The following is a 17,877-nucleotide window of genomic DNA, read 5'->3' on the forward strand; positions in this document are numbered from 1 at the left end:
GCAAAACCGGAGAGGGCGAAGCATCAGTAATCCTTCGAATACTGAACGTTGACATTGGTCGCGCCCGACCCGCCGGTCTGGCTCAGCACCGACAGGGTCCGGGTGAGGCTGATCTCGATCTGGGTCGCGGTGAAGCCGCGCGCGTCGGTGATGAATTCGACGTAGATGTCGTCGGTGATGTATTGCCCCGCCGCGACCGCCGTGCCGCGCCCGCTCGCCTCGTCCGAACCGAGAACGCGCAGCCGGTCGATCCCGGTCGCCGAACGCAGGCTGCCGAGGGGGTTGAACCCGCCGCCCGTCGAGCGCAGCGAATTGAGCGAGGCGGCAAGCTGCACCGCCTGGATCGCGGAGAGGTTGGCGATCGAGGAGCCGAACAGGATGCGGCTGAGCACTTCGTCCTGCGGCAGCGAGGGCGTGCTCTCGAAGGCGATCTGCGGCTCGAAGGCGCGCCCCGTGGCGCTGACGGTGACGGTCACGTCCTCGATCCGCTCGCTCGCCGCGAGGTCGATCGTCGGGTTGATCTCGCGCCCGCCGACGAAGCCCAGCCGGCCCCGCTCGAGATCGAACGAGCGCCCCGCGAAACCCAGCGTCCCGCGCACGAGGTTGATCGTCCCCGAAACGCGCGGGTCGGCGCTGGTCCCTGCAAGCCTGAGGTCGGCGCTCCATTCGCTTTCGAGCCCCATGCCCGAGACGTAAAGCTCGTCGGGGGCTCGCAGCGCGACGTCGAGCCGCACCTTGCCGAACAGGCCCGGCCCGGTCGTCGCCGCCTCGTCGCCGGTGATGCGTTTCGGCCCGGCCTTTTCCTTGAAGCGCACGCCTTCGAGTTCGGGCACTTCGGCCGCGCCCTGCCGGACAATGCGGTAGCGCGTTTCGGGCAGGCGGATCTCGCCCGACAGCAGTGCCGTCTCACCCGCCGCCTTGGTCAACCGCAACTGGCCGGTGGCGCGGGCCGAGACCGAATCGCTGCGGGCAAGCCGGGCGTTGTCGAGCGTCGCGGTGAGGTCCATCGGGTAGCCGCTTTCGGACGACAGGCTGACGAAGCCTTGTGCCGAAACGCGCCCCTCCCCCGCGTCCGCTGCGAGCCGCTCGATCTCCAGCCGCGAGCCGTCGAACCGGGCCGCAATCGCCATGTCGGTGAGGCGCGTGCCGTAAAGCTGGTTCGAATATTGCAGCGACTGCGCGCGCACGATGCCGGCCAGTTCGGGATTGTCGACCCGCCCGCCGAAATCGGCCGCGACGCCGATCGTGCCCTGAAGCGTCTGGTTGGGCTGGCCGGCGAAGGAGAACAGGGTCGCCGCCGGGCCGTTGTAGCGCAAGCCCCCTCCGAGCGGGGCTTCAAGCAGGCGCTCGGTCCACGGCCCCGCGCCGGGGCCGAGCGGGCGCAGCGAGGCGATCATGCGCCCGATCACCGCCCCCCGCCGCCTCGCGACGGCGCGCGCCTCCCCCCCGTCGGCGAGCAGCTTGCCGACGAAATTGATCTCGATCGGCTCGCTCACCGCGGCGGCGGTCGCACGGCTGAAATCGGAAATCTTGAGGCGGGCATCGGCGCGCGGAAAGGCATCGGGCGCGCTTTGCGCGAAATCGAGGCTGCCGCTCGCCGTGCCGCCGAGGCCGAGGCCGGGGACGAAGGCATTAACCAGCGCAATGTCGAGTTCTTCGAGACGGCTCTGTACCACCAGCCCCTCGCCATAGCGCCCGGCAAGCCGCAGGCTGCCATCGCCCACCGCGATGCGGGTGGGGAGGAGTTCGTATGTCCCTTCACCCTCTTGCGTGCCGGGCACGATCCGCGCGGGGCTTGTCGTGCGAAACCGAATGCCGCGCACGCGCCCGTTCAGCGCCGCGCGCCACAGGTCGGGTTTCAGTTCGGCATTGGCGGCGATGCGGAAAGGCGCGCCGCTCGTCCCCTCGGCGAGGATGCGCGCCGTGCCGGTCCCGCCCGCATAGTCGATCTTGGCCTTGGCGGCGTTGATGTTGAGCGCGCCGAAATTGGCCCGCGCAATGTCCGCCTCCCCGACGATGCGCGGACTGTCGTAGAGCACGATCCGCGCGTCGACGCGCGCCGCGCCGATCGACAGGTCGAGCGGGCCGCCGAGATCGGCATTTTCGGCGCGCAGGTTGACGAGCGCCTCCTGGTATTCGCCTTTCGCATCGAGCCGCACGATCCCGTCGATCCCGCGCCCGCTCGCATCGAGCCGCCCGACGAAAGGCCCCGCCGCGCTCTGTTCGAGCGAGCCCGACAGCGCGATCCCGGCGAAATCGGCGCGGGTTATGTCGAGCGTCAGCGTCTCGCCCGTGCCGAGCACGAAATCCCCTTCGATCGGGCCGTAGTCGGTGTCCCCGGTCGCGACGAGGCGATAGCCGTCTTCCGCGCCCTCGATCTGTGCGTTGAGATTGGCAAGGCCCACGCCGAGGCCGGGTCTTTCGGCGGTGAGGACGGCATTGGGGTCGGCGATCGTCCCGTCGACCGCCAGCGCGAAGGGGCCGTAGGCCTCGCTCGTCCCGCCGAGGTCGAGCGCAATCCGCCCGTCGAGCGCGTAGAAGCCGCTGCCGCCGGTGACTTCGAGTTCGGGTGCGCGCAGCTCGAGATTCGACAGCCGCAGCCGCCCGTCCGAAGTGTAGGCGATATCGCTCGCCGCGACCGCCTCGCCGCCGAGAAAATCGCGCACGCCTTCGTTGAGGATACGCTGCGAGCGGGTGCGCACCCGCCCGCGCACCGCGAAATCGCCCGCGCTGCCCGCGGTCAGTTCGACATCCGCGCCGACGTCGAAAATGCCGACGCTCTCGATCCGGTAATCGTCGATCCGTCCGTCGACCGAACCCGAATAGCGCCCTTCGGCAAGGTTCGCGAGCACGGTCCCGCGCGCGTCGATCCGGCGCGAGGTGAGGCGCAGGTTGTCGGCGAGCAGGCGGTCCCCTTCGAGCGCGAAGGCCCCGGTGAGACGCAGGTTGGCAAGCGGGCCTCCGGCGGCGGTGTCGATCCCGGTGATGCGTCCCGCGCGCGCGTCGAGCGGGATGGTCAGCACCCCGTCCTCGCGCCGGGACACGCCCGAGGCGGCGAGGCCCATGAAGGTGACGCCCGCAATGCCGAGCCGGTCGGCGGTGACGCGATAATCCACGACCGGAGTGGCGAACGCCCCGTCGAGCACGAGGTCCGCGGCGATATTGCGCCCTGAAAAGGCATCGGTCAGCGCGGCGGGGCGAAGCAGACGGAAATCGAGCGCGAGTTCGTCGAAAGTGCTCGCCCCGATATCGACCCCGCCCTGCGCAGCGAGACGGAAGGCATCGCTCGCCAGCGTGCCCTCGATCGCGGCGAGCGAGCCTTCGAGATCAGCCGTGAGGTCGATCGCGACCTCGGGTGCGAGCAGACTGGCCGTGGTCCCGGCGAACAGGCGACCGGCGCGCGCCGTGCCCGCGATCCCGAAGGTGCCGTCGCGCGCGGTAAGGCCGAGCCGGGCAAGCTCCTCGCCCGCAAGGTCGGCGGTGAGCTCTCCGTCCCATTTCGCCCAGTCGCCTTCGCCCGAAAGCCGCGCCTCGAGCGGCTGCGACAGGCCCGCGAGCGCGGCGATCACGCCGTCCTCGGGGGCCGAAAGGTCGAGCGCGAGGTCGAGGCGGTTCTCCTCGGGCACGGCGTCGAGCGTCAGCGCGAGCCTGTCTCCCGCGCGCGCCGGGCCGGGCGCGCCTTCGACCGGCAGGGTCGCAAGGTCGGCGGAAACCTGCGCGCGGCCCGCCTCGACATGGGCCTCCCCCTTGAGCGTGAGGACCCGCCGCGTGCCCGTCACCGCCTCGCCGACCACGATACGGTCGATCACCAGCCGGTCGATGTCGATGTCGAAACCGGGCAGCAGCGGCGCGTCGTCCGGCGGGGTCTCGGCGAATTCGGGCAGGCGCTCGATCACGACCTCGGGACTGGAGAGCGAGCGGATGTCGAGCCGATTGCCGATGAAGGCGAAGGGCCGCCAGTCGAGCGTCGCGCGCTCGGCGCTGGCGAAGACGCCCTGCGGGTCGCGCAATTCCAGATCGCGGATGACGAGATTGCCGTAGAGCGAGCCCTCGAGCCGCCCGATGCCGATTTCGAGGCCGTTCTCGAATTCGAGCCCTTCGACCTGGCGCTTGAGGAAATCCTTGCCCGGCGGGGTGTTGATCCCGATCAGCGCGAGCGCGACCAGCCCCGCCAGCACGGCGAGCGCGATTGCCGACCAGCGCGCGATGCGCCTGGGCCACGAGCGGCGATCCTCATCCGGGGCAGCGGCTTCTTCGGCCATCAGAACGCCTGCCCGATCGAGACATAGACCGCGAAGGAACTCTCGCCCGTGCGCCGGTCGATCGGCACGGCGACATCGACCCTTACGGGGCCGAAATTGGTGTAGTAGCGCCCGCCGATGCCGACGCCGAAACGGATGTCGTCGAATTGCGGCAGGCTTTCCTGGTAGACCTGCCCGGCATCGACGAAGGCCGCGATGCCGTAATCGCCGAAGCGGTAGCGCACTTCCGCCGCCGCCTCGAACAGGCTGCGCCCGCCGATAGGGCGAAAGACGAAGGGATCGGGCAGGTCTTCCGGGTCAGTGCCGGGCTCGATCTCGCCGGGATCGGGGAAGTTCGGATTCACGACCCGCAGGCGCGGGCCGAGTTCCTGGAATCCGAACCCGCGCACCGACCCGCCGCCGCCCGCATAGAACCGCCGCGAGGGCGCGAGACTGAAGCGGTCGATCCCCTGGATCGTACCGAGCCGCACGCGCCCGGCGAGCACCAGCGAATCCCCGGCCGGGTAATAGGCCGACCCGTCGAACTGCGCGCGGACATAGGGGGTGAAGTCCTGCTCGAACGAGCCCTCCGGCTCGACCAGCGCGGTCAACCGGAACCCCTCGGTCGGGTCGAGCAGGCTGTCGGTCGTGTCATAGCCCAATTGCCCCGTCAGGCCGACGATCTTGAACAGCCGCCGCCGCAAAAGGAGCGAGCGGTCGTTGAAATCCTCCTCGCTCGATATGATCAGCCGCGCGCCATAGGCGTAGGTGATGCGCTTCTGCCAGATCGGGGTGGAATCGTAGCGCACGAGCGCGGCGATGCGGCCGGTGAGCGCCTGGAACGCTTCGAAATCGGACCGCAGGGCATCGGCGGTGATCTCGAAAGTGCGGTCGCGCCGCCCGGCATTGGACCGCCGGAAACTGGCGCCGACGGCCTGTTCCTGCGTCCCCGCGAGCGCGCGCACGGACAACGCGCCTTCGGGCGGGAAGAGGTTGCGGTGGGTCCAGCTGCCCTCGACGCTGAAGCCGCGGCCCGTGCCGAACCCGGCATTGCCCGCGATCGTGCGAGGCGGGCCGGCATCCTGTTCGACCCTGATGCGCGCATATTCGCGGCCCTCCCCAGCTTCCTCTCCGGTCGGCTGGGGATAGACCGCGACCGTGTCGAACAGGCCGGTCGCCACCAGCGCCTTCCTGAGATCGTTGAGCATCCGGCTGTCATAGGGCTCGCCCCGCTCGAACCGGGCTATTTCGGCGATGTGCTCCGCGCCGAAAGCGAGGTCGCCGCTGGTCTCGATCCCGCCGAAGACCGAGCGCGGGCCGGGATCGACCGGCAGGGTGTAAACCCCGCCGCCGGTGTCGCGGTCGAGCAGGATGTCGCGTGTTCCGATCTCGACGAAGGGATAGCCTTCCTGCGGCAGGCGCACCGCGACCCGCGCCTCGGCGGCCTGGACCTTCGTGGCGACGATCGGCGCGCCGACCTCGAGCGCGAGCGTCTCGCGGATCAGGTCCGGCGGCTCTATCGGCGGGGCATCGATATTGATCTCGGCGAAGCTGTAGCGCCGGCCGGGATCGATCTCGATCCGGGCGACGAGCGGGGATGCGTCGTCCTCCCCCTCGCCGCGCACCAGCCGGGTCCGCACCCGCGCACCGAACCAGCCCTGCGCAGCGAGCAGGCGCTTCGCCAGTTCCGCGTCCTCGGCGAGCCGGGCGTTGAGCTGCGCGATGTTGGCCGCGTCCCCGTCCCCCGCTTCGAGGGCGGACAATTCGAAGAAGCGGTCGCGCAGGTTCGCGGCGGTTTCCGCATCGGCCTCCTCCAGTCCGGCCAGCACGATTTCATAAGGAATTTCGGCAGGCTCGGCAGGCGGTCCGCCGTCGTCCTCGAAGGTGACGGGTTCGAGCTCGAAGCTTTCGAGCGGCTGGAGCGGGTCGGTCAGCGCCCTGTCGCTTATCGGGGCGTCGCCGATCGCTTCGATGGGGTCGCCATCGGCAAGGTCCGCCTCGCCCAGCGGAGCGGGCTCGCTCGTGCCGCGCGGCGGCTCTGCCTGGGCGGGCGCACCGGCCATGCGGCGTTCGAATTCCTCGATCGTCTCGAGCGGTTCGTCGAACGCGGGGTCGTCTTCCGGCGCGAGATCGGGCACGCGGCGCTCGAATTCCTCCTCGGTGATGATCGGTTCGGGCTCGGGCAATTGCGCACCGGGCGGCGGCGGCGGAATCTCGATCGGCTCATCGCTTCCGATCGTCGGTTCGGGCGCGGGATCGGCCTGCTGCGCGCAGGCCGGCGAGGCATCGAGCGCGAATCCTCCCGCAAGGGCAAGGGCGAAGCAGGACGCGCCCGCGAAGCGAGCCCACCGCCTTAGCCTGGCCTGCCGCGACCCTTCCGGGCTCATTCCTCATGCCTCCCCTCGGCCTCGCGCCGTGTCCCGCATCGTCTGTCTTGCGCGGTGCAAATTCCACCGCAAGACAAATAAGCTGCGCGGGCATGAGGCGGTTCCGAGACGTGCTGTCCGCGCGACAAGGTGTGGCTGGCGTGCGTTGCGGCACGTCGCGGCTCAACGTCGGCCCCACATTCGCAGAAGGTTGGCTATGGTCTTGTCGAGAGTGAGCAATTCGGCGGACTGACGCGGCAGGCTGGCTCGCAGCGAAACACGCAGGTTCTCGAGGTCGAACAGCATCTCGCGCTGCGAAGGGTCGGCGATCCAGCTCTCGATCCAGCCGACGCAGGCGACCCGCGCGCCTTTCGTCACCGGACGGACTTCGTGGATGCTGGAGGAGGGATAGAGCACGAGTTCGCCCGCCTGCGGCTTGATCCACTGGGTCATTCCGGCGGCGTAGACGACGAGCTCGCCGCCTTCGTAATCCTCGGGCGGTGACAGGAACAGGGTGAAGGAAATGTCGGTGCGCATCCGCTCCTCGCCCGTGCCCATCAGCGCGTTGTCGACATGGGCGCCGTAATGCCCGCCGTCCTCGGTCCGGCTGAGCAGCAGGCGCGAGAAGCGCCGCGGCTGGGCGGCGGCTTTCACCACCGGGTTGTCGGCGACGAGGCCCAGGAGGTCGCCATGCAGCGCCTCGCCCTCACGGCCCTTGAGCACGGCCTGCAGGTTGCGCTTGACCGCTTTCGCCGTCGCGCCCGCGGTCGCCCGCCCATCACGCCATTCGAGCCGCTCGATGCGGGCGGCGAGCGGGGCCGGGTCTTCGACGGCGCGGACAGTGAGGATCATGGGCGCTTCAACCTGATAATGATTTGCAAAAGCCGCCCTTCGCGATAGAGCGCATCATCGGATTATCGCCAGAGGAGGCAATATGAAAGTCGAGCTTAAGACATGGGCGGGCCTCGGCCTTGCGACCGCGCTGGCGGGCGCGGGCCTGGCCGGGTGCGCCGGAGAGGGCGGCGAAGGCGGGGAAGGCGGCGAGGCCGCACAGACCGCCCCCGCAGGCGAAATGGGCGAAGGCGGCGAAGGAGAGGGCGGCGAAAGCGGCGAAGGCGAAGGAGGCGAGAGTGGCGAAGGAGAAGGCGGCGAAGGCGGCGAATCCGGCTCCGGCATCGGCGCGCTGCCCGTGCCGCAGCGGCTCGCCTTCATGTCGGGCCATGTCGCGGCCGGCATCGCGCTTTACCGCGCGGGCGAGGCCGAAGCCGCCGCGCCGCACCTGATGCACCCGGTGTCCGAAGGCTATGAGGCCGAACGCGCGGGGCTCGACCGTCTGGGCTTCGAGCCCGACACCTTCCGCAGCGTTTCGACCGCGCTCGAACAGGGGAAACCCGCGGGCGAAGTCGAACCTCAGCTCGAAGCGGCGGAGGACAACCTCGCCGCGATGCGCGAGGCGGCAGGCGGCGACCCGGCCGAGGTGATCCGTTTCCTGATGGAAGTGACGAGCGAGGAATATGCCGCCGCGCTCTCGAACGGCAAGGTCAGCGATGCTGCGGAATACCAGGATGCCTGGGGCTTCGTCACCGTGGCGCGCGCGCTGGCCGACGACCTAGAAGGTGAGGCCGCGGGCAAGGTCGCCGCGACGCTGGACCGGATGCTCGGCCTGTGGCCCGAAGGCGCGCCGATCCCGCCGGCGTACCCCGCCCCGGCCGGGCAGGTGTCCGCCCTCGCCTCGCGCGTGCTGCTCGACCTGCCGCAATAGGCCGGGCCGAAACGCGAAAAGGGCGGGATGCGGTGGAGTCCGCATCCCGCCCTTTTTCGTGCGCATGGTGGCGCGGGAAGTCAGCCGCCGCTGCGCGCGGTGCCTTCCTCGATCAGCGCGACCGCCTTGGCGCTCGCTTCGTCGGAAGCCATTTCGCCCTTCTTGATCGCGTCCGCCATCTTGAGCAGGTCGCCCGCCATGGTCGTGCCGACTTCGGGGTTCTGCGGGATGCGGATGCCGCCGTTCTCCGCCGCGACCCGGTCCCAGGCATCGCGGATCGCTTCCCAGTAGTCCTTGGTCTTGGACCAGTATTCCTCGGCCGCGGCGACTTCGTAACCGTCATAACGCTCATAGGTGTTGAGCACGTATTCCTGCACCACCGGGACGAGTTCGCCCGAACCGTCCTCGGCGGGCATCATCTTGGTGTTGTCCTGCCAGTGGATCCAGCCCTCGGGCGTGATCTGGTGGCGGTTGATGCCGACATAGCGGTCGTAGATCGGGTCGCGCACCGCATCGCGGCGAGCGAGCGGACGGGCGGTCCAGTTCGAACGCCAGCGCTTGACGCCGTGGGTCTCCTCCCACTGGCCCCAGCCGGCATAGCGCGGGCTGTCGTCGACCTGATAGACGGTCTGCGACCAGCGGCCATTGCGCATGGCCTCGGGCACTTCTTCCATTTCCCAGGTATCGCCGCCCTTGAAGACGAGGATTTCCTCGGGCTCGTACTGCCAGTCCTGCCGCCAGTGCTTCACGACATAGGGCCCGTCCTTGGTGTCGACCACCAGGAGATGCTGGAGAACGATTTTCTCGCCCGTATCCTCGATCACCCGAACCGATTCGTAGCCGCTCGACACCTTGCGATCGAGCGGCTCGTAGCCTTCCATCCAAGGGGTCGATTCCTGCATATCGAAAACGACCGCGTAATCGCCCGCCATCGACAGGATGGTTTCGCGGTCGGCTTCGAACGCGGCCTTGTCGGCGGCTTCGCTGCGCACGATCGGGTCGTCGGCGAGCGCGGGCGCGGCGGGAACGGCGACAAGAGCGATGGCCGCAAGGCCGCTCGCAAGCATGGTCCGGGTGAGTCTTTGCATCGAAGGTCTCCGAGTCATGAGATAATGGTATATTGCAAACGATAATCAGAATTGGAAGCTTGCAGATAGGCTGAAATTGCGCCCCGGCCTCGTGAAGGCGCCCGCGATCCCCGAATCCGCCACCGAAAGCCCGCGCACGTCGGACCAGTAGATGTAACGCTCGTCGGTGAGGTTGAAGATACCCGCGCGCAGCTTGATCGCATCGGTCACTTCGACGAAGGCCGTCAGGTCGACGATCGTGAAGGCTTCGGGCCGGAACAGTTCGCCGCCGCCGGGGGCGGGCGGGGTGTCCTCGGCATCCTTGCGGGCATTGTGGGTGACGATCAGCTCGCCCCCGAAGCGCCCTGCCGGATCGCGATAGCCCAGCCCCGCGACGAGGTTGTAGGGATCGATCGTGTCGAGCGGGGTGCGCGTCCCGTCGGGCGCGATCACGTCGCCCTTGGCATAGGCCATCGCGAAACGCCCGGTGATCCCGTTGTCGAGCTTGAGGTCCGCACGCGCTTCGAGCCCCTCGATCTCGACGCTGTCGAAATTGACGAACTGAAACACCGCCGGGTCCTGCGGGGTGAAGGACCCGCTGATGACCTGCTGGCTGATGAAATCGTCATAGTCGCCCTTGAACCCGACCACCTGCACCGAGAACACGTCCGCGGTGTAGCGCGCGCCGGCCTCGAAGCTTTCGCTGGTTTCGGGGCGCAAGTCGGGATTGGGCGCGGAGATGTAGCCGCCGGCGGGAAACTGGAAGAAATTGTTCACCTGGCTCGGCGTCGGCGCGAGGAAGCCCTGCGCATAATTGCCGAAAAGCAGGAATTCGTCGGTCAGGTTCACCGTCACGCCGAGCTTGGGCGACAGGCGGCTGTCGCTCTGGCCTTCGGGCTGGAAGCCGACGAGCAGCGGGTCATCGGTCGGATCGAGGTCGTAGAAATCGAAGCGCAGCGCGGGGAACAGCTTCACCGCGCCGTCCGCGAAAGTGATCTCGTCCGAAAGGAACAGCCCGCCGAGCGTGAAATCGGTCACCGGGAAGGCGCGGGTCGGGAACGTCTCGCCACGCCCGGGGAAGGTGCCGTCACGCACGCCCTCCTGCCGGGTAAAGCTGACATCGCCGCCGAAAGCGACCTGGTGCCGCATCCCGCCCAGCGTGAACGAGCTCCGCGCCTCGCCGACCGCGCCATAGACCCGGTTCTCGAAAGTGTTGAGCCGCTCGCGATCGGGCGCGGGGATGAAGCCGAGCTGTGTGCGTTCCTCGAAGGCGAACTGGCGATCTTCGGCATCCTGCCAATAGGCCGAAAGGAAGGCGTATTCGATCGCATCGTCCGCATCGCCGTCATAGGTCCAGTCGAGCGAGGCGCGCACGCGCTCGTTCGTGTCGCGGGCATTGAGCGCGTCGACCGTCCAGACCGGCGCGGGGCCGAACAGGAAGGTCGGGCCGAGCGCGGTAAGAACCTCGGTGCGGACCTCGGCATCGAGATATTCGCCGGTCAGGCGGACGCGGTGCGTTCCGTTGTCCCAGACGAGCTTGCCGAGCACCGCATCGCTCCGCCCGATCTGCGGGTTCGGCTCGGTCCGCGTTTCACCGACGCCGCCGATCTCGCCCTGGTTTTCGAGCTCCTCGAAATCGCGGCTGGTATAGGCGATCATGGCGGACAGGTTGCCGCCGATCTTGCCCGCCATGGTCGCGGTCAGGGCGAATTCCTCGTCCTCGCTCGAATATTGCGAAGAGACGAAGCCGCCGAAATCGTCCGCGCCGATGAGGTCGACCGGGTCCGACGTCGTGAAACTGACCGCGCCGGCGAGCCCGTCGCTGCCGTATAGCGCCGAGGCGGGGCCGCGCAGGATCTCGACCGACTTGACGAGGCTGACATCGGCGAACCCGCCGCGCCCGGCATCCTGCGCGCCGAAGGCGAAGCCCTGGGGCGAGCGGATGCCGTCGACCTGGATCAGCACGCGGTTGCCCCCGATTCCGCGGATGACGAAATCCTCGTTGCGCGCGCGGCCCGTGGACCCGAAAGCCGCGCCGAAGCGTGCGGGCGCGCGGCGGACGGTGACGCCGGGCTCGAAGCGGACGAGATCCTTGATGTCGGTCGCCAGTTGGTCGGCGATCTCCTCGTCGGTGAAGACCGTGACGGTCGCGGGGACTTCCTGGATTTTGACCGGCGTGCGGGTCGCGGTGACGACGATCGTGGGATCGTCCTTGACCTGCGGAGCGGCTTCTTCGGCGGTGTCTTCGATTGCGGTGTCCGCGGATGCGGGCGCTGCGGCGAGCAGCGCGACCGCGAGCGCGGCGAGCGAGGTGGTTGCGGTTTGACGCTTCACATTCGACCCCATGTGACAGTGTTACAAGTGACGGCAGCCCGACTGCCCTTGTTGCGAATGAGAGTCAATACCGATGCTAACGCTAGTGCGAATAATTCGCATTTTTGTGGCGCGCTCACGCTCGGGCGCAGCACCGCGCCCGCCCTCGCCCTCGCCCTCGCCGGCCGGCGTGGCGACAGGGACAGCACTTGCAGGTGATGTCAGCGGCGTTCGATGCCCCGGGCGATGAGACGGTTGACCGCGGAGGCGATCTCTTCGGGATCGCCCGCCTCTCCATCCGCTTCGCCCCACACGACGTAGCGCAGGCCGACGAAGACGTTCATGCCCATGATCGCCCACGCCTCTAGCTCGCCGAGGTCTTCGCGCAGCTCGCCATTCGCCGACCCCGCCTCGAGCCGCGCCCGGATGCGCCCGGCGATCGTCTCGTAATGGTCGCGATAGCTTTCCGGATCGACGAATTCGGCCTCGTCGATGATGCGGTAGATCTCCTTGTGCTCGCGCGCGAAAGCGAGGAAGGCGGCGAGCGCGGCGCGTTCGATCTCGAGCGCGCCCATGCCCTCCTTCAGGGCCGAGCGCGCCGAGGTGCGGACATTCTCGCTCATGTCCTGCACCAGCGCCCGGAACAGCGCATCCTTGCTGTCGAAATAGGTGTAGAAGCTTCCCAGCGCGACGCCCGCGCGGCGGGTGATCGAGCTCACCGAAGCTTCATGAAAGCCCTTTTCGCCGAATTCCACCGCCGAAGCGTCGAGCAGCTTGCGCAGGGTCTTGCGCCCGCGCTCGGTCCGCGGCGCCTTGCCCTCGGCCGCCGCGCCATCGACCCTGGCGCGCGTCCTTTCGCCCATTCCCGAGCCCTTAGAGCCTGCCATGAACGTCTCCCGTCAGCGCATCGGTAGGCATGGCAGAGGATTGTGACAAGGAAAAACTTGAAAGTTGGTTCACCTTTCAATATTGGGCGCATCAGGGACGAAAAAACCGGAGAGAGGGAATATGACGAATCACGTGTTTCGCAGCCGCGCGCTGCTGCTCGCGGGCTGTGCGGGCCTCGGGATTGTCGCCGCACCCGCCGCTGCGCAGGACACCGAGGCGGATGTCACGGCCGAAGAGCTAAGCGAGGACAGCGGCAACACGATCGTCGTCACCGCCCGCCGCCGCGAGGAGCGCCTGCTCGACGTGCCGATCTCGGTCACCGCGCTGAGCGGAGAGACGCTGCAGGAACAGGGCATCCTCGAGCTGACCCAGATCGGCCAGCAGGTTCCCAACATCACGCTCGAAGTGAGCCGCGGGACCAACACCACCCTCACCGCCTTCATTCGCGGCGTCGGGCAGCAGGACCCGGTCGCAGGCTTCGAGGCGGGCGTCGGGCTCTATATCGACGATGTCTATCTCAACCGCCCGCAGGCCGCCGTGCTCGACATCTACAACGTCGAGCGGATCGAGGTTCTGCGCGGGCCGCAGGGCACTCTGTACGGGCGCAACACGATCGGCGGGGCGATCAAGTATGTCACCGCCGAGCTGCCCGACGAGACGAGCCTGCAGATTCGCGGCGCCTATGGTTCCTATGACCAGGCCGACCTGATCGTCACCGCCTCCACGCCCATCACCGACAACCTCAAGATCGGCGCGAGCGGCGCGCGGCTGTCGCGCGGCGGCTTCGGCGAAAACCTGACGCTCGGCACGGAGAACTACAACAAGGACGTGTGGGCCGCGCGCGGGACGATCGAGTTCGACAGCGGCCCGGTCTTCGTGCGCCTGTCGGGCGACTATGTGAAGGACAATTCGGAAGCCCGCCAGGGCCATCGCCTGATCCCCGGCCTGCTGACCGGAGCGCCCGTGCTCGACGACGTGTTCGACACGCGCGCGGGGCTCAATGTGGTCGACCAGGAAGTCGAAGCCTATGGCGGTGCGCTCAACATCGCGGTCGAGCTGTCCGATACGATCACGCTCAAGTCGATCACCGGCTACCGCGAGGACCAGTCGACCACCCCGATCGATTTCGACAGCCTTCCCGCCGCCGACCTCGACGTGCCGGCGATCTACGAGAACGACCAGTTCAGCCAGGAACTGCAGCTGCTCTACGAAGGCGACAGGCTGTCGGGCGTGGTGGGCTTCTACTACCTCAACGCCAACGCCTTCACCGCCTTCGACGTGGCGCTGTTCAACACCGGCGCGGCGATCGGCCTTCCGGGGCTGAACGCGCAGACGCTGGGCGATGTCGATACCGAGACCTGGTCGGTCTTCGCCGATTTCACCTATGACCTCACCGACACGATCAGCGTGTCGCTGGGCGGGCGCTACACCAATGACAAGCGCACCAGCCGGGTGCTGCGCACGACCTTCATCGGCGGGTTCTCCGACCTGTTCGACGGGGCGGGCGTGCCGATCGCGGTGACATCCGATTTCGAAGGCAGCGAGACGTTCGAGGACTTCAACCCGCGCGCCTCGATCAGCTGGCAGCCCAATCGCGATCACAACCTCTATTTCACCTATTCGCAGGGCTTCAAGGGCGGCGGTTTCGACCCGCGCGGGCAGACCACCGCAGCACCCGATCTCGACGGCGACGGGGACGTGGATTTCGACGACCAGTTCGAATTCCTGCGCTTCGCGCCCGAAACGGTCGACAGCTTCGAGCTGGGCTGGAAGGCCTCGCTGCTCGACAACCGGGTGAACATCTCGCTCGCCGGCTTCCTCAGCCAGTACAACGACGTGCAGATCCCGGGCTCGGTCGGCGTCGACACCAATGGCGACGGGGTCAACGACAGCTTCATCGGCATCACCTCGAACGCGGCGAGCGCCGACGTCAACGGGATCGAGTTCGAAGGCAACGCGCTCGTCGGCAAGGATTTCGCAGGCGCGGGCAGCCGCTTCTCGGTCAACTGGTCGCTCGGCGTGCTCGATGCGCAGTTCAACACCTTCATCGACGCCTTCGGAAACGATGTCGCGGACCAGCGGGTGTTCCAGAACACGCCCGACATCACCGGGCACATGGGCTTCAACCTCGGCATTCCCGCGGGCGACGGGATGTTCGACGTGATCGGCCTTGCCTCGCTGCGTTCGGATGCGAGCCAGTTCGAAGTGCCCAACCCGTTCCTCGACCAGGACGGCTTCGTGCTGGTCGATGCGAGCATCGTCTACACCGCGGATGACGGGTTCTATTCGATCGGCCTCCACGGCAAGAACCTGTTCGACAAGGAATATATCGTCGCGGGCTACAATTTCGTGAGCGGCGGCACGCCTCCGGGCACGCCTTTCACCCCGACGCTGGGGCTCGAAGGGACGCTGACCGGCTTCTACGGCGACCCGCGCCGGATCTACGTCACCGCGCAGATCAATTTCTGACCTCTCCCTTGGACGGGAGCTGACACGGAAAAGCCCGGAAGGCCATACGCGGTCTTCCGGGCTTTTCTATGCGCACGTCGCGCCGGGTCAGTTGACCGCGGGCGGCCTGCCGTTGGTCTTCTTGATCGCGCCCCCGGGCGGGTTGTCGATCACCGTGCCGGTGTCGCTGTCCGACCCGTCGGTCGGCTTGGCCTTCTTCCCTGCCCCGCCTTCGTCCTTGCGATCGAAATACCGCTTGGCGAGATAGCCGCCCGCGCCCATCGCCAGCATGGCCGGGATGCTGATGCGCTTGATGATGAAGGGAGCGGCGCGCGCGGCGACGACCCCGGTGGCCCCGCCGAGCACGGGATAGCGTTTCGCGAGTTTCGAGCCTGCGGCGGCCCCGATGAGTGATCTGAGCATCTGTCTCCTCCTTTACCCGACCAACCGGTTGGCAACGCGCGCGGTTCCGCCGCTGGGGCGACCGGCACGGCATTCCGTCGCAAAAAGCGGTTTTCTTGGGGGCCGCGAGCAGGCATAGGCGCTGCCCATGCACGATATCCGCCTGATCAGGGACGATCCCGAGGGCTTCGATGCCGGCCTCGCCCGGCGCGGCGCGGAGCCGGTCGCTAAGACGCTCCTCGCGCTCGACGAGCAACGCCGCGCGCTCACCACCCGCCTGCAGGAAGCCCAGAGCCGCCGCAACGAAGCCTCCAAGGCGATCGGCAAGGCGATGGGACAGGGCAACACCGAAGAGGCCGAAAAGCTCAAGGCCGAGGTTGCCGAACTGAAGCAGGCCATGCCCGAAATGGAAGAGCGGCTGGCGAAGGTTTCGGCCGAACTCGACCACGCGCTTGCGATCATCCCGAACATCCCCGCCGCCGACGTGCCCGAAGGCGCTGACGAGGAAGACAATGTCGAGGTCTCCCGCTGGGGAACCCCGCGCGAATTCGACTTCGAGCCGAAGGAACACGCCGACATCGCGCCCGCGCTCGGCATGGAATTCGAGACCGGGGCCAAGCTGTCGGGCGCGCGCTTCACCTTCCTGCGAGGCGACATGGCGCGCCTGCACCGCGCGCTCGGCCAGTTCATGCTCGACAGGCAGGTGGGCGAGAACGGCTACACCGAATGCAACCCGCCCGTGCTGGTCAAGGACGAGGCGATGTACGGGACCGACAAGCTGCCCAAGTTCGCCGAAGACAGCTTTCAGACCGCAATCGAGATCGACCACGCTAGCTTTAAGGCGCAACTAATCGAAATTGCATCAAAACAAGTTGCGGCAAAGCGATTGGGCGACGATGAATCTGAGATCGAGCTTCTTGATCGGCTAGCGGGTATGGCAGCCGATCAGGCTAAGGAATTGCGAAGCGGAGGCCGCCGCTGGCTAATACCCACCGCCGAAGTCTCCCTCACCGCGAGCGTCATGGGCGACATCCTCGACGCCGATGCCCTGCCCATCCGCCTGACCGCGCTCACCCAGTGCTTCCGCTCCGAAGCGGGCGCGGCGGGGCGCGATACGCGGGGCTTCATCCGCCAGCACCAGTTCGAGAAATGCGAGCTCGTCAGCATCGTGAAGCCCGAGGAGTCCGAGGCCGAACATCAGCGGATGCTCGCCTGCGCCCAAGGCGTCCTCGAGGCGCTCGGCCTGCCCTATCGCACCATGCTCCTTTGCACCGGCGACATGGGCTTCGGCGCGCGCAAGACCTATGATCTCGAGGTATGGCTCCCCGGACAGGGCGCATGGCGCGAGATTTCGTCCTGCTCCAACACCGGCGATTTCCAGGCGCGGCGGATGAAGACCCGCTACCGTCCGGAAGGCGAGACGAAGAAGACCGAATTCGTCCATACCCTCAACGGGTCGGGCCTCGCCGTGGGCCGCACCCTCGTCGCGGTGATCGAGAACTACCAGGAAGCCGATGGCAGCGTGGCCATTCCCGAGGCACTCCACCCCTACATGGCCGGCACGACCCGGCTGGAGCCGAAATCCTGATGCGCATCCTTGTCACCAATGACGACGGCTACCATGCCCCCGGCCTTGCCGTGCTGGAGGAGATCGCCGGGCAGTTCTCCGACGACGTGTGGGTCTGCGCCCCGTCCGAGGAACAGTCGGGTGCGGGCCATTCGCTCACGCTAAACCACCCGGTGCGGCTGCAGAAATTCGCAGAGCGGCGCTATGCCGTGACCGGAACACCGACCGACAGCGTGATGCTGGCCTTGCGCGAAGTGCTCGACACGCCGCCCGATATCATCCTGTCGGGGGTAAATCGCGGGGCCAATCTCGGCGACGACATCACCTATTCGGGCACAGTTTCGGCCGCGATCGAAGGGGCGCTCGCAGGGGTGCGCTCGATCGCATTGAGCCAGGTCTACAACGGCGAGACGCACGGGACCGAGGAGGAATTCGCCGCCGCGCGCGAATGGGGACCGAAAGTGATCGCCCCGCTGCTCGACGCGCCGTTTGCCGAGCGCACGCTCGTCAATGTCAATTTCCCGCCCCGCCCGGCGGGCGAGGTGCGCGGCATCCGGGTCGCGCGGCAGGGCTTCCACGATTACAAGCGCGGCACGGTGGTCGAGGGGCGCGACCCGCGCGGCAAGCCCTATTTCTGGTTCGGGCTCGACCCGATCGAGCACACGCTCGACCATGGGACCGATCTAGAGGCGATCGACGACGGTTATGTCGCCGTCACCCCGCTCCAGCTCGACCTCACCCATTACCCGACCATCGGCGCGCTGGCCGACCGGTTCAGCGGATAGGCGCGCCGGGGGGCGGCAATATCGTGGCGGAGGAAAAG

At 67.6% G+C, this 17,877-nt stretch carries 11 protein-coding genes; 4 read left to right on the forward strand and 7 right to left on the reverse strand.

The features are described 5' to 3' along the window. Positions 1-23: 23 nt before the first annotated feature. The 3 genes from G9473_RS09925 to G9473_RS09935 all read right to left on the reverse strand — a co-directional run bounded on the left by G9473_RS09925 (position 24) and on the right by G9473_RS09935 (position 7,459). On the reverse strand, positions 24-4,262 hold the full coding sequence (locus tag G9473_RS09925) for a translocation/assembly module TamB domain-containing protein (RefSeq protein WP_291132949.1): 4,239 nt from the start codon (positions 4,260-4,262) through the stop codon (positions 24-26). Further along, positions 4,262-6,628 carry an autotransporter assembly complex family protein gene (locus G9473_RS09930; protein WP_291132951.1) on the reverse strand — a complete coding sequence of 789 codons (2,367 nt, stop codon included), beginning with the start codon at positions 6,626-6,628 and terminating at the stop codon, positions 4,262-4,264. Before G9473_RS09930 ends, G9473_RS09925 begins: the two co-directional genes overlap by 1 nt. A 162-nt stretch (positions 6,629-6,790) precedes the next feature. Beyond that, on the reverse strand, positions 6,791-7,459 hold the full coding sequence (locus G9473_RS09935; RefSeq protein WP_291132952.1) for a Fe2+-dependent dioxygenase: 669 nt from the start codon (positions 7,457-7,459) through the stop codon (positions 6,791-6,793). Positions 7,460-7,541: 82 nt separating this feature from the next. Between G9473_RS09935 and G9473_RS09940 the strand changes: the two genes are divergently transcribed. Continuing rightward, positions 7,542-8,369 carry a hypothetical protein gene (locus tag G9473_RS09940; protein ID WP_291132954.1) on the forward strand — a complete coding sequence of 276 codons (828 nt, stop codon included), beginning with the start codon at positions 7,542-7,544 and terminating at the stop codon, positions 8,367-8,369. Between the two features lie 80 nt (positions 8,370-8,449). Here G9473_RS09940 and G9473_RS09945 read toward each other — a convergent pair whose 3' ends face one another. From G9473_RS09945 to G9473_RS09955, 3 genes are all read right to left on the reverse strand, one after another. Continuing rightward, positions 8,450-9,457 (reverse strand): DUF6607 family protein, encoded by a 1,008-nt coding sequence (locus G9473_RS09945; protein WP_291132956.1) that lies wholly within the window; start codon positions 9,455-9,457, stop codon positions 8,450-8,452. A 45-nt stretch (positions 9,458-9,502) separates the two neighbouring features. Then, the gene (locus G9473_RS09950) at positions 9,503-11,770 is read right to left on the reverse strand and encodes a TonB-dependent hemoglobin/transferrin/lactoferrin family receptor (RefSeq protein ID WP_291132958.1); all 2,268 of its coding nucleotides are present in this window, start codon (positions 11,768-11,770) and stop codon (positions 9,503-9,505) included. 200 nt (positions 11,771-11,970) lie between these two features. After that, complete coding sequence (locus G9473_RS09955; protein ID WP_291138397.1) at positions 11,971-12,612, reverse strand: TetR/AcrR family transcriptional regulator; 642 nt, start codon at positions 12,610-12,612, stop codon at positions 11,971-11,973. 145 nt (positions 12,613-12,757) lie between these two features. Between G9473_RS09955 and G9473_RS09960 the strand changes: the two genes are divergently transcribed. Further along, positions 12,758-15,106: a TonB-dependent receptor gene (locus G9473_RS09960; protein WP_291132960.1), complete on the forward strand. Its 2,349-nt coding sequence runs from the start codon at positions 12,758-12,760 to the stop codon at positions 15,104-15,106. A gap of 87 nt (positions 15,107-15,193) precedes the next feature. Here the strand turns inward: G9473_RS09960 and G9473_RS09965 are convergent, their stop codons facing one another. Continuing rightward, positions 15,194-15,508 (reverse strand): hypothetical protein, encoded by a 315-nt coding sequence (locus tag G9473_RS09965; protein WP_291132962.1) that lies wholly within the window; start codon positions 15,506-15,508, stop codon positions 15,194-15,196. A gap of 127 nt (positions 15,509-15,635) precedes the next feature. Here G9473_RS09965 and serS point away from each other — a divergent pair, with 127 nt between their 5' ends. Together serS and surE are read left to right on the forward strand one after the other, a co-directional pair. Continuing rightward, positions 15,636-17,075, forward strand: a complete 1,440-nt coding sequence (serS, locus tag G9473_RS09970; protein ID WP_291132964.1) for a serine--tRNA ligase — start codon at positions 15,636-15,638, stop codon at positions 17,073-17,075. After that, positions 17,075-17,839 (forward strand): 5'/3'-nucleotidase SurE, encoded by a 765-nt coding sequence (gene surE / locus G9473_RS09975; RefSeq protein ID WP_291132966.1) that lies wholly within the window; start codon positions 17,075-17,077, stop codon positions 17,837-17,839. The genes serS and surE overlap by 1 nt, the downstream gene beginning before the upstream one ends. The last annotated feature ends 38 nt before the right edge of the window (positions 17,840-17,877 follow it).

The organism is Erythrobacter sp., assembly GCF_011765465.1.
Lineage (GTDB): Bacteria > Pseudomonadota > Alphaproteobacteria > Sphingomonadales > Sphingomonadaceae > Erythrobacter.

Bases quoted from the DNA above. Each gene is read 5' to 3' on its own strand.
- G9473_RS09955 (WP_291138397.1), bottom strand. From the start codon at position 12,612: ATGGGCGAAAGGACGCGCGCCAGGGTCGATGGCGCGGCGGCCGAGGGC.
- G9473_RS09935 (WP_291132952.1), bottom strand. From the start codon at position 7,459: ATGATCCTCACTGTCCGCGCCGTCGAAGACCCGGCCCCGCTCGCCGCC.
- G9473_RS09960 (WP_291132960.1), top strand. From the start codon at position 12,758: ATGACGAATCACGTGTTTCGCAGCCGCGCGCTGCTGCTCGCGGGCTGT.
- G9473_RS09925 (WP_291132949.1), bottom strand. From the start codon at position 4,262: ATGGCCGAAGAAGCCGCTGCCCCGGATGAGGATCGCCGCTCGTGGCCC.
- serS (WP_291132964.1), top strand. From the start codon at position 15,636: ATGCACGATATCCGCCTGATCAGGGACGATCCCGAGGGCTTCGATGCC.
- surE (WP_291132966.1), top strand. From the start codon at position 17,075: ATGCGCATCCTTGTCACCAATGACGACGGCTACCATGCCCCCGGCCTT.
- G9473_RS09945 (WP_291132956.1), bottom strand. From the start codon at position 9,457: ATGCAAAGACTCACCCGGACCATGCTTGCGAGCGGCCTTGCGGCCATC.
- G9473_RS09930 (WP_291132951.1), bottom strand. From the start codon at position 6,628: ATGAGCCCGGAAGGGTCGCGGCAGGCCAGGCTAAGGCGGTGGGCTCGC.
- G9473_RS09965 (WP_291132962.1), bottom strand. From the start codon at position 15,508: ATGCTCAGATCACTCATCGGGGCCGCCGCAGGCTCGAAACTCGCGAAA.
- G9473_RS09940 (WP_291132954.1), top strand. From the start codon at position 7,542: ATGAAAGTCGAGCTTAAGACATGGGCGGGCCTCGGCCTTGCGACCGCG.